The following is a 15,089-nucleotide window of genomic DNA, read 5'->3' as shown; positions in this document are numbered from 1 at the left end:
AAAAAAGGCTCAATTTTAAAATTGAGCCCTTTTAATGTTATTTATAAAATATTATAAATTTTGATCGCTTACAAAAGGATTGTTTTGAATTTCTGATTCAGGAATTTCAAAAGTTAATCTTTCATCATCATAGCTGATTTGCTCACCAACAAATGATAAGTGGTTATCCCCTCTTACGATTGTAGCTTTGTTTCTTTTCATTGCTAAGTAGCTTTTACCTTCACCCCAAAGTTCAATTCTTGTTTGAAGGTAAATCTCGTCTAATAAAGCTTGTCCAGATAAACCGTCAACATAAGAAACATCACCATCAAGTCTTTGGCTTAATATTGCTTTTAATGAAGTACGTGCACTTCCTTCATCACCTGATCTAGCAGCTGTTTCAGCATGTAACAAGTACATCTCAGCAATTCTCATAAATACATAGTCAGCGAAAACTGTAGTAGTATTTCCGTAAGGTACTCTATTTTCATCGTAAAACTTATTAATAGGCATTAAATCAAGATATCCACCACCTGTATAAAACTGTTCTTTCCTTACATCATTAGCTGGAATAGCATCAAATAAACCTCGATCAATTGCCTTAGCATCTCCATATGCAGCATAGCTATAAGAAAAATAATCTATTTGACCCCACCAAGAGTGTAAGTCTAAATCGGTATCAGCATTAAGATCTACGCCCCACATCCAACCTGATGTAGCTACGTTATTAAATCCACCTAAAACTTCATTTGCACTCATTAAAGTATAAGCTCCAGTATTGATAACCTCAGCGGCTAAAACTTTAGCTTCAGAATCTCTACCCATTGCTCCATAAGCGTATGCTAAAATAGCTTTAGCGATATCTTGATTTACTTCATTCTTAGCAGATCTATTGTATCCGTCTAATAATGTAATGGCATCATTTAAATCATTTTCAATTAATGTATAAATTTCACCAGCAGTTACTTTAGGTCCGTTTACATCGTCTAAATCATCATACATTGGAAGAATTTCTTCACTAGCATTATATGATTTTTGAAAATATTGTGCTAAGTAAAAATATGAATGAGCTCGCATAGCTTTCGCTTGCCCCATTAGAACTTGATTTTCAACTAATTCAGGAGTAAAATCATTACCACCTAATTGTGCTATTACAGAGTTTGCAGATCTTACAATTCTGTAATAGTGTCTCCATACCTGATAGTTATCTAAATAAGTAAAGTCTTGAGTACACTTCATTTCAGTAATACTAGCTCTATACCAACCATATGTACTTACCGACAATGCCATATCACCTGAAAGCATATCGCCAAATATGTCATAACTTTTGTGTCCAAAGTCATCAGCACCAGTAGTACCACCAGTTTCTACTTCAACCATTGTTCCATAGATTCCTGTAACAGTACCTTTAACAATGTCAGGATTTCTTGAGGCTGCATCTTGAAGTTGAGCCGTAGTTAAAAATTCAGAAGGATCTTTTTCTAAAAAGTCTTCGTTACAACTAACAGCAAAAATTAAGATTGCTGAAAGTAATGATATTTTAATTAATTTCTTCATTTTTTTTATAATTTAAAATTTAACTCTAACGCCTAAAGTAAGTGTGGTTAAAGGAGCGTACAATCTACGACCTGAGTTACCACTTTCACTAGTTGTAGGATTGAATCCTTCTCTCGCAGTATTCATAAATAAGTTATCTCCAGATACCCATAAGTTAACGGTATCTACTCCTATGTTATCTAGTATATTATTAGGAACTGTATAGCCAATAGTTGCATTGTTTAATGCAAAATAATCAGTTTTAGTTAAGAAACGAGTTGAAGAAGATGTACTGTTTGAATCATAAGCATCAGCTAAACGAGGAACATCAGTAACATCTCCAGGTTGTTGCCATCTGTCTGAAATATCAGTATGGAAATTGTTACCAACTGCCCCAAATCTATCGCTCATTAATTCTCCGTATTGATAATCAATTGCATAGCCACCAACACTATAAGTGAACTGTGTTGCGAAGTTGAAGTTTTTCCAAGCACCGCTTAATCTAAAAGCACCTCTTAAATCAGGAATACCTGATTTTCCAACGTACTTGTCCGTTGCGTCAGCATATGTATCAGTTATTTGTTTTGCTATAGTAACATCAGTATTATTATTTAAATACTCAGTCATTGAAGCAATTGATTCTTCTCCAGAATCAAGAGTTCCATTACCATTTGCATCATTGAAATATTGGTACCATTGTGGAGCACCAGTGTCAGCGTTAACTCCTGCCCACTCTCTTAAGTAGAATTCATAAATTGAACTTCCTGTTGAATAAGCATAGTCACCAGCAGAAGTATCTAAAATTCTAGGTAAACCAGTTGAAGGTTCAATAGGCATTGTAACAATTTCATTCTTAATTAATTCACCGTTAATGGTTAAGTCTAATTTAAAATCATCTTTATTTACTAAATGACCTGTAAAATCAAATTCTAAACCTTGGTTCTTTAATTCACCATCATTAACAGTGATAATTGCAATACCTTGAGAAGGACCTACTCTACGATCAAAAATTAAGTTATCAGTTCTCTTGTCATAGAAATCAATGTTACCATCTATATAATCGCCTAATGAGAATTCAATACCCCCTTGGAACATTTTTGAAGTTTCCCAAGTTAAATCTGGATTACCATTTGAATTTGGAGTTATATTATATCCGCCACCTAAAAATGCAGTGTTGTATGTATCATACCCTGAATAATATCCTACACCAGCTTGGTCACCAGTTACACCATAAGAAGCTTTCACTTTAAAGTATGGGAATAAATCATTGTTAAAAAAGTCTTCACTTGATACAATCCAAGCTGCACCAGCCGAACCAAAAGTACCCCATTTCTCATTAACGAATCTAGAAGAACCATCTCTTCGCACAGAACCCGTAAAGTAATACTTTTGTAAGTAGTTATAATTTACTTGACCGAAGTAAGATTCGATTGAACTACCTGATTCATATCCTGTTGGGTTAGATGTGCTGTTTACAAAGTTATCTAATTCTAATAAACCATCTAATACAACTTTTGTTTTATATGCAGTAGCATTGTTAAATGTGAACTCATTCGTTTCATGCGCTAATAAAGCCTCAAGAGAATGATCTCCAAACTCTTTTTGGAATCGTAAAAGTTGTAAGAAGTTTTGTGTTAAACGTTCTGTTTGAGAAACATACAAAGAACCACCATTACCAACAGCAGTACCATAGAATGGGTTGTCATAAGACTTATATTTATTTGTAGAGAACTGCGCTCCATAACGAGTTTCTAAAGATAAATAGTCTGTAAATGTTATTTTCGCATTAAAGTTTCCATTTACTTCGTGACGATTAGTTCTAACAACATCATATAGTGCGGAAGCAATTGGATTTAAGTTGTTTGCATTTGGTCTTGCTCTGAAGCCAGAAACACTACCATAATCATATTGATAACCACCAAAAATAGGGTCTTCAACTAATTGTCCACTATTATCTCTTAATAATACAGGGAAAATAGGAGCCATTTTATCAGCAAATTCAAAAACGTTTTCTGAACCATCTGTTTGGCCATTGTTGTTACTTTCAGAATATGCATATCCAATATTAGCACCAACTTCTAACCAATCTTTAACATCATGAGTCAAATTTAAACGAGTAGTATATCGTTCATAATTTGTTTTAATGGCATAACCTTCATCGTTTAAGTATCCCAAAGAGAAGAAGTGCTTAGATTTATCATTTCCACCTCCCATACGAACACTATATTCTGTACGAGAACCAGGATCAAAGGCAGCATCAGTATACTTTTGAGGAGTATATTTTCTAGTAACACCTGGTCTTACCTGTCTTGTAATAGGATCGATTAATTCTCCACCGTTTGTTACATTCCACATATTGTACCCTGGATCAACATAATTCAAGCTAAATAAATCTGTATTAGCAATACCAGTAGGGTCAGCTTCACCTTCAGCTACAGCTCTATTGTAAATACCTTCCCATACATACCCAATATATTCTTCTGGAGAAGTAATAACATCATATCTGGGGATAACTTGATCGTTAATTCCAACTTTAGCTTCTAATTCAATATATGAATCAGAAGAAGTACCTGTTTTTGTTGTAATTAAAATTACACCATTTGCACCTCTTGCACCATAAATTGCTGTTGCTGTTGCATCTTTTAAAACGGTAGTAGTTCTAATATCTGCAGGGTTAATTGAATTAATACTTCCTGAGAAAGGAACACCATCAACTACATACAAAGGCGCACGGTTACCATTTACAGAACCATAACCTCTAATACGAATTGTTGAAGTTGAACCAGGCTGACCAGAAGAGTTAATTACTGTTAAACCCGCTACCTCACCAGATAATGCTTGTGAAACGTTAGAAACGTTTTTAATTTCTAATTGTTCACTTTTAACTGTTTTGGCTGTACCTGCGTAAGATTTTTTTGTAGTAGTACCATAACCTACAATAACAACCTCTTCTAAAAGGTTAGAACCAGTCATAGTTACGTTCATTACATTTGATGTTCCTACCGTTTTTTCTTGTGATGTCATTCCAACATAACTAAAAACAATAACATCACCAGTAGTTGCTCTTAAGGTGAATTTACCATCAAAATCTGTTTGGGTACCATTATTAGTCCCTTTAACAATAACATTTACTCCAGGTAACGGACCCGTTTCGTCAGAAACAGTACCTGAAATTGTTTTTTCTTGAGCAAAAGTTACTTGCACGAGAAGCGCTAATAAAAGCGTTAAAATTCCATTAAACTTTGTTTTCATTGTATAATTGTTTAGATTAAATTTTAAAAACATCAAAAATATAATAAAATATTAGTTTTACTATAATATTTTTAAAAATATTGTAGGATGTTTATCAAAATATAGATGCAGAGTTTTTTAGAAGGTTGCTTCTAAATATGTTAAAGATTAAAATTCCGGATTATTCTGAGAATAATTCGGAATTTTAAGAGTAAAAGAAATTTACTTAGATTAAAAATTTTTAGTTAAAAAGGATAGGTTAATGATATAGTTCAACTAACCAATCTCCTTTAGCTAAAATTTTAAAACGAAATTCAACACTGGTTGATGTACCTCCCATGGTATTTTGGATTGAATAATTCATATCACATGTAAATGGGTAAAGAGCAATATTTTCAAAAATTGCTCTACCTTGACTAAAAACTAAATTTCCGCTAGAACCATTAATATTATTTGTAGTGGCTACATACATACCATTTTTTTTAACTCTAACTGTAACTTGATTACCCTTATCGCTAATTTTTCGTATCATATATCTTGTAACTGCAACTTTCTTAATAACATCATATTCTTTTACTTTCTTTTGACCAACAAATTTGTCATTCTTCCAAATTCCGTCTGCAATTGAATCTTTACCATCCACGATTTTTGAAAATTTCCCTTCACCATTTCTCATGCCTTTTTTCCAATTACCTGAATAAGTACTACCGTCGGCATAGATTATCATTCCCTTCCCATGTGGTAATCCTTTTTTAAATTGACCTTCATAGGTGTTTATTCCTTTAGCAATACCTTTACCATGCGCTAAACCTTTGGAGCATTCTCCTTGGTATTGCTCATTGATATCAGCTTTTAGCACTTTACAACTTTGTTGAGCATATATGGGAATTGCAATAAATATTATAATAAAGAACGAAATAATTTTAAGAGTTTTCATAAATTGTTTTTTTGGTAATCAAATTTAATTAATTATTATTTATTTTATGTAAAATAAATAAATTTCTTGATTTGAAAATTTAAATTAATTTATTTCAAAATTTATGCCTAAATTAACATATCTATATATTTAATTGTTTAAACTAAAAAAGGCTTTCCATTTGGAAAGCCTTTTTAAAATAATTTTATTAATTGTTATAATTTGGTTACTACAAAATTAGTTCCATTAACAACAACTTTTAATACTTTGTATGCACTTGGCGATCCCCAACTTGAAGGACCTGTAAAACTAGTGTAAGGATAGTTAGTCCCATCAAAGGTGCCAGTTATTGTTTGGACTGATCCATCTGGAAAAGCTAAATCAAAAGTGTAATCAAAATTGATTCCCTCCCACCAATCTAAAATACACACATAATAATCACCAGCTGGATCGTCTAACCAAATAGAAGTGTCAATTTCAGGATTAGCTCCTGTTGCACCGCCAGTTCCCCATAATGTTGCTGGGTAAGCAGCTGTATCACTAAATACTAAGATATCAAAATCAATATCTTCAGCCCAAGAGAAATTAATTACTAATTTGTTGTCATCAACATAGTCATTAATTGTTAAGTCTATAGGAGCGAATGCTGTATCTGGATGTACCAAGTTCTTTTCTGCAATACTTGAAATTTCAAGTTGAACAGATAAAGTTTCTTGTCCTTCAATTTCATAATCTTCAAAAACTTCAATTGGTAATTGAACTGAAGTAGTATATGGCGCCACACTTACTGCTTCAATTAGATAATCATGATCGTCAGATGAACCACTAATTATAGGCGTAAATGTTACTGAACGCTCAATTGGTTTATCAAACGTAATTGTATAAATTACGGTTTCACCTTCATTAATTGTACCAGATGCATTAGATGTGACTGTTACAGTTGGCTTATTATTAGGACTTATTATGTCACTTGGATCTTGTTCTGCCGTTTCAAATTCACAAGCAGTGAATGTAAAAAGAAGTAGAAAAAGCCCTAATAAATTGTATATTATATATTTTTTCATTTTTATTTAAATTTAAGTATTAAACTATTGTTTAACAAAGGTTGTATAATATACCCTATCTGATGTTGCAGGTGGAACAACAATGGTATATTCCATATAAATATCACCTGTCATTGGATCTACTGATGATGCTCCAGACACACCCTGAACCCAGTTAGAGTATAAGTCAACTAAATTTTGGCCAGGGATACTTACAGCGCCACACACATCATAAAATGTCATTCCTGGAGTACCACCAAGTTGTCCTGGTGTCCAGTGTCCAACATGTGAAGTACGGTATTCTCCAACTCCTGTTTTTGTAAAAGTAACTGTTCTAGTAGTTGTACTTTGGTAAGCACCACCTCTCCAATAATCAATAGTTTCAGTATATGTTCCATCTAAATTAGAATCACACGCATAATTTAAAGTAACTGATACTGATTTACCACTAGCAACAACTTTATTTTCTCCATTAGTTGCAGTTGCCATAAGTACTAGAACTGGACTTGGACCTGCTAAAGGAGCAACAATTCCGTCTGTTAACATCACAATCTGTCCATAACCTAGGTAATTGTTTGCTTTTGAAAGGGTAGTAGTTGGATTGTCTATTCTATAATGAACACCTTCTATAGCTGTTGAACCTGCCGCTGCTGCAAATGTTACAGTTACATCATTTGTTAAATCCATAACAGTTGGACCTTCCAATTTCATTTTTAAAGCAACTTGGTATTCGTCACCACTTGCTATTTTCGAAACATTTTCACGAGCATTAGTAAAACCAGCTACGTTGTTGCCTTGATCATTTAGCTCAAGACCAGTTTCGTCATCAAAGCAAGACGTTAAAAACGAAATGCTTATCATAAAAGTTAATATATATTTTATTTTTTTCATAATAGTCTATGTTTTAAAATTAATTAGCCCAAAATATTTTAGCAGTAAATGCATCTGGCTGTGAAGGTACGTTTCCTCCATTTGAAGATAATTCACTTGCTGGGTAATATAAACGAACTGGTCTATCGCTTGTACTTGCTTGACTAGAAACTGGTAAATTAGAAGGATACCCAGTTCTGTTATAATCAAACCATGATTGTTCAGCTGTAATACCGTTTGTAGCAATCCATTTTTGTGTTATGATTGCTTCTAATTTATTACTAGAATTAGCCCAGCTTACATTGGCGACTGGTTGTGCATAATATCCTGAAGCACCGCTCGCTCCTAAATAGTCAAAAGAAGCTTCAATACCACTTTCATATAAAGACTGTGCATCTCCACCTTGGCTTAAAACTGCTTCTGCTTGATTAAAATAACTCTCTGCTAAGGTAAAAATGCATGCACCCATAGTTTCACTTTTAAGAAGCCCTGGGCCTATATTTGAAACATTTTCTGGAATATAAGCATCTACAACTGGAGTATCATAATCTAATAAACCTTGTACAACACCTAAATGTCCTGTCGCAGGTTTTTCATATAAATAATCAATTCTTGCATCCGCTGTATTTTGTAAATAAGTAATTACAAAGTCAGTTGCGCAAGTCGCTTTACTTGTTAAAGTTAACGTTTCAGATTCATCTGCGCCGTATAAATTCCAAAATGGATTTTGTTTGCCTGCATCTTTAGAATAACCAGGGTTTACTAAAACATCACTAGTAATAAAACCTTCACTTTGAGCAAATGCTTCTGAAATTACTGCTGAGTTAGATGAACGTACACCAATTCTTAATTTTACCGTATTTGCAAATTTAATCCATTCAGTCATATCCCCTCCAAACATAATATCATCAGTTCCAGGCACAACGGCACTACTAGGTGCATTATTAATTACTTCAATAGCAGCTGATAACTGAACAACTAAATCTTCATAAATAAATGCAGCATCATCATAAACAGGAGTTGCATTTTCTTTTCTTAACAAAGCTTCTGTATAAGGGACATCACCATAAAAGTCAACTAAAAGTTGAAAATGATATGCTTTCATAATCATACCAATTGCTTTATAGTTATCAAATTTTTCATCTAATTGAGTAAGTATTTGATACTGCTTTAGAGATTGCGTATAAGAATTAGAGAAAATACCTGTATAAAAAGATGAAGTTACATTATATTTAAATTCATCTGGATACCAAGCAAAACCATCTGATTGACTCCAGTTATACATTAACATGTTTCCAATTGTGTTCGCTCTTCTACCACCACCATCGGTAGCTTGAATAAGGTTCGCACTGTATTTTTGAGCAACTGGCAGAACTAATTCTGGAGTTACCACCGTTGGGTTGTTTGGATCAACATTTACATCCAAAAAATCCTCGCACGAAGCTAATAGTAGTACTACTATTAACAAATTTGCATATTTTATTATATTTTTCATTTTTGTATCTTTTTTTAGAATTCCACATTTACATTAAATCCAAAAGATTTTGTAGGAGGCGATTGGAAATATCCACCAATACCAATAGCGTTGCTATTTGTATTATTAAATTCTGGATCAGAGAATCTGTTTTCTTCAGGTAATTTGGTGAAAAGGTTTCTACCAATTAAACCAAAAGTAACTTTAGTTAACTTAATCTTATCTAAAACATCTTTAGGTAAAGAGTAACTTAAAGCTATCTCTCTAAGTTTTAATGCTGTTGCATCTTTAACATAGTTAGATTTAACATCATTATAAACATCTGTCCAATAGTTTTGTCGTCCACCTGCAACTTGAACATTTGTGTTTTCAGAGTATACTCCAGGACTCGTTTCAATAACTGAATTAGGAATAACAAAATCTTGTCTGTTAGCAGAAACACTGGCAATTGATCTACCTGTAAACTCCATTGCATCAGATCCTTGTTCGTAATATACATGCCCTGTTCTATAATCTAAAGTACCACTAAGTGTAAACCCTTTGTAATTAACTACAGAGTTAAAGCCTAAAATATAATCAGGTGTAGTTTTTCCCATATTTTGAAGAGTTTCTTCAGTTAAAGGGTGCCCACTAGTACCGTCTACAATAATTCTACCTTGAGGATCTCTTTGATATACATTTGCTTTTATTTGAGGGAAAGCCTCACCAACTACAGCATAAACTCCATACTGACCAGTTGTAGTAACGGCAATCTCATCTAATCCTTCTTTAATTGAATTAACTTTAGTTTCTGAACTTGTATAGTTAATATTTAAGTCCCAACTAAAATCTTCAGATTTTAATACAGTACCACTTAAAGAAAGTTCTATTCCATTTCCTTCTAATTCACCAATGTTTGTTAAAAAACGAGTTGAAGCAGAAGCAACTGAAGGTGTTGTAAAGGTTATTAAATCTGAAGTAACAGTATTAAAATATGAAGCATCTAAAGATACTCTACTGTTAAAAAAACCAAGATTTAAACCAATTTCATTTGTGTTAATTTTTTCTTTAGCAATGTTTGCATCAATAGATGTTCCACCCAACTCAAAACCATTTATACTTCCATAAGGAAAACCACCAGATTGAAAATAAGATTCGTTAATTCTATACGGATCTAAATCTGAATAGACAGTTGAATTACTATAAGTTAATTTTCCATAATTTAAAATATCATTATTTTGAAGCGCTTCAATTGCATCTGTAAACACGAAAGATACACCTACTGAAGGATAGAAGTAACTATTACTATCTGAAGCAAGTGTTGAAGTCCAGTCATTTCTACCAGCTAAATTTAAAAATAAGTAATTCTTATACCCAAATGTTAAATCTGCAAAGAAACCAAAACTTCTTTTTTCATTTCCGTCAGCATTTGTTGCAGGAGTTCCTGTACCATTTGAGATATCATAAAAGTCTGGAATACTTAAATTATTTGCTCTAATTGAACTTGTTCTATATTTTGATTGATAAACGTTACCACCAAGTATTGATTTAAGTGTAAAGTCATCTTCAAATTCAAAATTACCACTGAACAAGAAATCACCATTGTAGATTGCACTTTGGAATTCGCTATCTGTAACAAAAGATGAAACCGCACCAGCAGCTGGTTGTAAATCTGCATTATATTCTTGTGCTGCTCTCCAATTTTTACCATTACCCCAAGCATTATTTGCAGCAATTCTAGCAGTAAAGTTCAACCACTCTTTAATATCCCAAGAAATGTTGAAATTTCCAACAAAACGACTTGTTTCATCAGTATTTCTGTTTGTACCAATTGCCCAGTAAGGATTTTGGTAATATGCGTTAAAGTAGTTATCTGCATAACCATATCCTAAAGGATTTTGCCAGTCTTTATAGTCTGTTAAAGGTATATTTGTAGCAGTATTTAAAATAAACCAATATAAAGGTCTATCTTGATCTCCAATTGAACCACCAACAACATCAGTTTCATCATTAAAGAAACTTGTACTTGCAGTTAAAGTAACATCACCAATTTTTTTGCTAGCATTTACTCTAAATGTATTTCTTTTATAAGTGTCATCTGGTACAATACCATCAGATCTTTGATCTCCAACAGAAACATAAAAAGAACTATCTTCATTACTACCACTTAAGTAAACTGTATTGTTAAAAGTATCTCCAGTTTCGAAGAAATCTAACATATTATTTTTTACTGGAGCATATGGAACCATTTGTGTAGCTAAACCATAGTCAGCTGGAAATGTTGGTCCAATTTGACGTAAAGTGCCGTCAAAACGGGGCCCCCAGTTTGTGTTTTCAACAGCATCATAAGCACCTTCCCAACCAGTTCCATATTCAGATTGGAATTTTGGAAGATAGGCTACAGTTTCAGCAGTATATGATGTGTTAATACCTACTTTTAGTTTACCTCCAAAACTACCTTTTTTTGTAGTTACAATTAAAGCTCCATTACCTGCATTTGAACCATATAATGCGGCTGCAGTTGCACCTTTAAGTACACTAATGTTTGCAATATCAAGAGGATTTAAATCGTCAAAAGCTCCTTGAGTCGAAACTGAACCATCAATAACAATTAACGCACTATTACTTCCACTAACTGAACGTAATCCACGCAAAATAATTTGTGAGCTTGGGTTTACACCGTTGTCTTGAACGTTAATTTGTAAACCAGCAACTTTACCTGCTAATGCAGAGGCGGCTCTTGTAGGAGCAACTACCGTTAGGGATTCATCAGAAACCTTTTGAGTTTGATAAGTTACCTCCCTTTTTTCTCTTTTAATACCAAGAGCAGTTACAACAACTTCTTCTAATGCTTGCGCAGATTCGTTCATTGTAACATTAATTTGATTTGACGTTCCGACAATCTTCTCTGTAGTATTCATACCAATATAGCTAAATTTAAGGATGTCTCCTTCTTTAACACTGATTGAATAATTTCCGTCAAAATCGGTTTGAGTACCTGTATTGGTACCTTTAATAAGAACTGTTACACCAGGAAGTGGTCCGCTTGCATCGGTTACTGTACCCGTAACAGTTTTTTTCTGTGCAAAAGTAACTTGCACCATTAACACTAGTAATAGTGTTAATAAACCATTAAACTTTGTTTTCATTATATAATTATTTGAATTAATTATTCCAAAAATCTTAATAATATGTTAATATTCCAAACTTTTTAGTGTTAAATTCTTAAATTATGTTAAAAAAGGTTGTAGGAACGTTAAAGCAGTGTGATTTCTTTTAGGGAAAATTGAAATTATTTGTTGTGATATTATTAATATTATTTTTTAAAATAAAATTCCATTAAAAATAGTAAGATAGAGTTACATGTACTTTTGCACTATTTATTTTAAATGGTTGATTTTTAGTCCTTCCAATAGCGTAACTTATATTTACATTGCTATTTTTAGATTTAAAATTATAACCAAGTCCCAATCCAATTAGTGTATTTGAAGTGTTGTTAATTTGGTTTTTAATAAAACCGAAATCGGAAATAGTGTATAGGTAATTCGATTTAGTTGTATAAAAAATATATTCTAAATTAGTTAAATTATAATTTGAAGTTAAAATGCTTTGGTCGTCAAAACCTCGAATTGATTTAATTCCACCAATAAGAAATAATTCATTTTCGAAAATTTGTGAAGTATTAAGAATTTCTGTCGTATTTCTTATAAAAATTTGATTTTTACTATTTAACTTCCATATATAGTTTATGAAAGCTACTCCTTTAGATTGGTTACTCTTGTTAAACAGTGTTTTTCTAGTACCAATTGAATAGTTTAGTTCTATGGATATCATATTTCGAGATAAATAATTTTTTGGCTGGTATAAATATGATATTCCGTAAAGTCTTTTTGTGTATGATTCAACTCCGCTAATATTTTCATTTCCCAAAGTATTAGAGTTTTCAAGATTAGCAATACTTTTTATTATATGGTTTTTATTAAGATTGTAGATTAAAGCAATATTTGTATTTAGAGTGTTAAATATGGTGTCTTTTTTATAAATGTTAAAGCTTCCATTTAGGCTAAATTTACTCCTTAGTATATACGATGTATTTAAATTTATTTTCAACGTAGTGTTTTTATCTCCATTATTTTTCCAGTTTATATCAATTTGTTCTCCTTTGTCAAATATATTAGTAAGATTTAAGTTTAAATAACCATTAAGAGTTAATGAATTGTTTTTTGAATTAGAAAAGCCTATAATGCCTTCAAATTGACTTATGTTTTTTTTATTTAGATAAAGGTAAAGGGCGGTGGAGTCTTTAGTAAATAAAACCTCTGGATTTTTTATTTGTGAAACAAAAGGGATGTTGTTAATTTGTGTTTGTATTTTATTAAGAGAGTTGTTGTTAAAAACAGTACTCTCCTTTATTTCTAAATAATGCTTCAAGTATTTTTCAGGGAATTTATCGTAACCTCTTATTATAATTGTATCTATTGTTCTTTTAGTAAAGGTTTCTATGTTAAGCGTTGCTTCAATGATGTTATTTTTTAATTTTAAATCTTTTAAAGATGCTTTTACAAATGTAAATCCCAGATTTTCGTAATATTTGGTTATTGTGGTAAGGTTATCTTGAATTGTTGTTGGGGAGGTTTCAAAATAATGATTATTAAACCTAATAGAAATTTTTTTAAGCAAATCGGGTTTTAAATCCAAGTCACTATAATAAACTCGTATTGCGTTTATTCTTTTATTAAGTGAAAACACACATATTATTAAAGAGTCATTTTCTTCCAAAGTGTAATCATTATTTATAAAGCCTTTAGTTGAAAAAATTGCAGCAATGGAATCTATTTCTTTTAAAATGGATGTTTTGTTTAAATGATACTTTTTATATGTAATAGAATTTACAATAGATCTGTCGATACTGTTTTTTGAATGAATTTTTAATTCAAAACTTTGAGAGTAAATATTCATAGAGAAAATAGTAAAAGAAACTATAACAAAAAGAAGCTTAAAATAGGGTTTCAAATCATTTAAAATTTTAATGTGAATATACATTATATATATGGTGAAAAACAAATTGTAAAAATAAAATATTTACATATTTGATTAACAAGAAATTATTTGTACATTTGCGCACTCTTAGAAATAACCTAGGAGATTTAAAAATAATTAATAACAAGATTTTAGTATGCCAACAATTTCGCAATTAGTACGAAAAGGAAGAACCAAAATAACTAAGAAGAGTAAATCGGCTGCTTTAAATTCATGTCCTCAACGTAGAGGAGTATGTACACGTGTTTACACTACGACACCAAAAAAACCAAATTCTGCAATGCGTAAAGTTGCAAGGGTTAGGTTAACAAATGGTAATGAAGTAAATGCTTACATCCCAGGAGAAGGACATAATTTACAAGAGCACTCGATAGTATTAGTTAGAGGTGGAAGGGTTAAAGATTTACCAGGAGTTAGGTATCATATAGTGCGTGGAGCATTAGATACTGCAGGTGTTGATGGAAGAACACAACGTCGCTCTAAATACGGTACAAAAGCACCTAAAAAGTAATTTAAAAACTTTAATGTAAAGACATGAGAAAAAGAAAGGCGAAAAAAAGAGTTCTTTTACCAGATCCAAAATTTAACGATCAGTTAGTTACACGTTTCGTGAATAACTTAATGTGGGATGGTAAAAAATCTGTAGCTTTTAAAGTTTTTTACGATGCTTTAGATATCGTAGAACAAAAGAAACAAGACGAGGAGAAAACATCATTAGAATTGTGGAAAGATGCATTAAGTAATGTGATGCCTCAAGTTGAAGTGCGTAGCCGTCGTGTTGGTGGTGCAACATTTCAAATTCCAATGCAAATTAGACCAGATAGAAAGGTGTCTATGGCAATTAAATGGTTAATTTCTTATTCAAGAAAAAGAAATGAAAAATCTATGGCTCAGCGTTTAGCTGCTGAAGTTTTAGCTGCTGCAAAAGAGGAAGGTGCTGCTGTTAAGAAAAGAATGGATGTTCATAAAATGGCCGATGCTAACAAAGCATTCTCTCACCTTAGATTTTAATAAATAGAAG

General features: G+C 32.0%; 10 protein-coding genes. 2 read left to right on the top strand and 8 right to left on the bottom strand.

Translation table 11 applies throughout. The features are described from left to right. Positions 1–51: 51 nt before the first annotated feature. From IEW75_RS07160 to IEW75_RS07125, 8 genes are all read right to left on the bottom strand, one after another. Complete coding sequence (locus tag IEW75_RS07160; RefSeq protein ID WP_134248787.1) at positions 52–1,536, bottom strand: RagB/SusD family nutrient uptake outer membrane protein; 1,485 nt, start codon at positions 1,534–1,536, stop codon at positions 52–54. A 12-nt stretch (positions 1,537–1,548) separates the two neighbouring features. Continuing rightward, entirely contained in the window at positions 1,549–4,767 is a 3,219-nt protein-coding gene (locus IEW75_RS07155; RefSeq protein ID WP_134248788.1) for a SusC/RagA family TonB-linked outer membrane protein, read from the bottom strand. Positions 4,768–5,005: 238 nt separating this feature from the next. Beyond that, a complete protein-coding gene (locus tag IEW75_RS07150) occupies positions 5,006–5,683 on the bottom strand; it encodes an MORN repeat-containing protein (protein WP_134248789.1) in 678 nt (225 codons plus the stop codon). A 194-nt stretch (positions 5,684–5,877) separates the two neighbouring features. Continuing rightward, positions 5,878–6,726: a hypothetical protein gene (locus IEW75_RS07145; protein ID WP_134248790.1), complete on the bottom strand. Its 849-nt coding sequence runs from the start codon at positions 6,724–6,726 to the stop codon at positions 5,878–5,880. A gap of 24 nt (positions 6,727–6,750) precedes the next feature. Then, entirely contained in the window at positions 6,751–7,596 is an 846-nt protein-coding gene (locus IEW75_RS07140; protein WP_134248791.1) for a hypothetical protein, read from the bottom strand. A 19-nt stretch (positions 7,597–7,615) separates the two neighbouring features. Continuing rightward, a complete protein-coding gene (locus tag IEW75_RS07135) occupies positions 7,616–9,070 on the bottom strand; it encodes a SusD/RagB family nutrient-binding outer membrane lipoprotein (protein ID WP_134248792.1) in 1,455 nt (484 codons plus the stop codon). Between the two features lie 14 nt (positions 9,071–9,084). Next, complete coding sequence (locus tag IEW75_RS07130; protein WP_134248793.1) at positions 9,085–12,177, bottom strand: SusC/RagA family TonB-linked outer membrane protein; 3,093 nt, start codon at positions 12,175–12,177, stop codon at positions 9,085–9,087. A gap of 190 nt (positions 12,178–12,367) precedes the next feature. Then, complete coding sequence (locus tag IEW75_RS07125; protein ID WP_134248794.1) at positions 12,368–13,987, bottom strand: BamA/TamA family outer membrane protein; 1,620 nt, start codon at positions 13,985–13,987, stop codon at positions 12,368–12,370. 217 nt (positions 13,988–14,204) lie between these two features. Between IEW75_RS07125 and rpsL the strand changes: the two genes are divergently transcribed. Continuing rightward, positions 14,205–14,579, top strand: a complete 375-nt coding sequence (gene rpsL / locus IEW75_RS07120; RefSeq protein ID WP_068206887.1) for a 30S ribosomal protein S12 — start codon at positions 14,205–14,207, stop codon at positions 14,577–14,579. Between the two features lie 23 nt (positions 14,580–14,602). Then, positions 14,603–15,079 (top strand): 30S ribosomal protein S7, encoded by a 477-nt coding sequence (rpsG, locus tag IEW75_RS07115; protein ID WP_134248795.1) that lies wholly within the window; start codon positions 14,603–14,605, stop codon positions 15,077–15,079. Positions 15,080–15,089 lie beyond the last annotated feature (10 nt).

Origin of the sequence: Lutibacter litoralis, assembly GCF_014646675.1 — a bacterium.
Taxonomy (GTDB): Bacteria; Bacteroidota; Bacteroidia; order Flavobacteriales; family Flavobacteriaceae; genus Lutibacter; species Lutibacter litoralis.
The sequence above is the reverse complement of the archived record's forward strand: the minus strand, read 5'-3'. Positions and strand labels throughout refer to the sequence as shown.

Excerpts from the sequence above, each read along its gene's own strand:
- rpsG (WP_134248795.1), top strand. The coding sequence starts at position 14,603 with ATGAGAAAAAGAAAGGCGAAAAAAAGAGTTCTTTTACCAGATCCAAAA.
- IEW75_RS07130 (WP_134248793.1), bottom strand. The coding sequence starts at position 12,177 with ATGAAAACAAAGTTTAATGGTTTATTAACACTATTACTAGTGTTAATG.
- IEW75_RS07155 (WP_134248788.1), bottom strand. The coding sequence starts at position 4,767 with ATGAAAACAAAGTTTAATGGAATTTTAACGCTTTTATTAGCGCTTCTC.
- IEW75_RS07125 (WP_134248794.1), bottom strand. The coding sequence starts at position 13,987 with ATGAATATTTACTCTCAAAGTTTTGAATTAAAAATTCATTCAAAAAAC.
- IEW75_RS07145 (WP_134248790.1), bottom strand. The coding sequence starts at position 6,726 with ATGAAAAAATATATAATATACAATTTATTAGGGCTTTTTCTACTTCTT.
- IEW75_RS07140 (WP_134248791.1), bottom strand. The coding sequence starts at position 7,596 with ATGAAAAAAATAAAATATATATTAACTTTTATGATAAGCATTTCGTTT.
- IEW75_RS07160 (WP_134248787.1), bottom strand. The coding sequence starts at position 1,536 with ATGAAGAAATTAATTAAAATATCATTACTTTCAGCAATCTTAATTTTT.
- IEW75_RS07135 (WP_134248792.1), bottom strand. The coding sequence starts at position 9,070 with ATGAAAAATATAATAAAATATGCAAATTTGTTAATAGTAGTACTACTA.
- rpsL (WP_068206887.1), top strand. The coding sequence starts at position 14,205 with ATGCCAACAATTTCGCAATTAGTACGAAAAGGAAGAACCAAAATAACT.
- IEW75_RS07150 (WP_134248789.1), bottom strand. The coding sequence starts at position 5,683 with ATGAAAACTCTTAAAATTATTTCGTTCTTTATTATAATATTTATTGCA.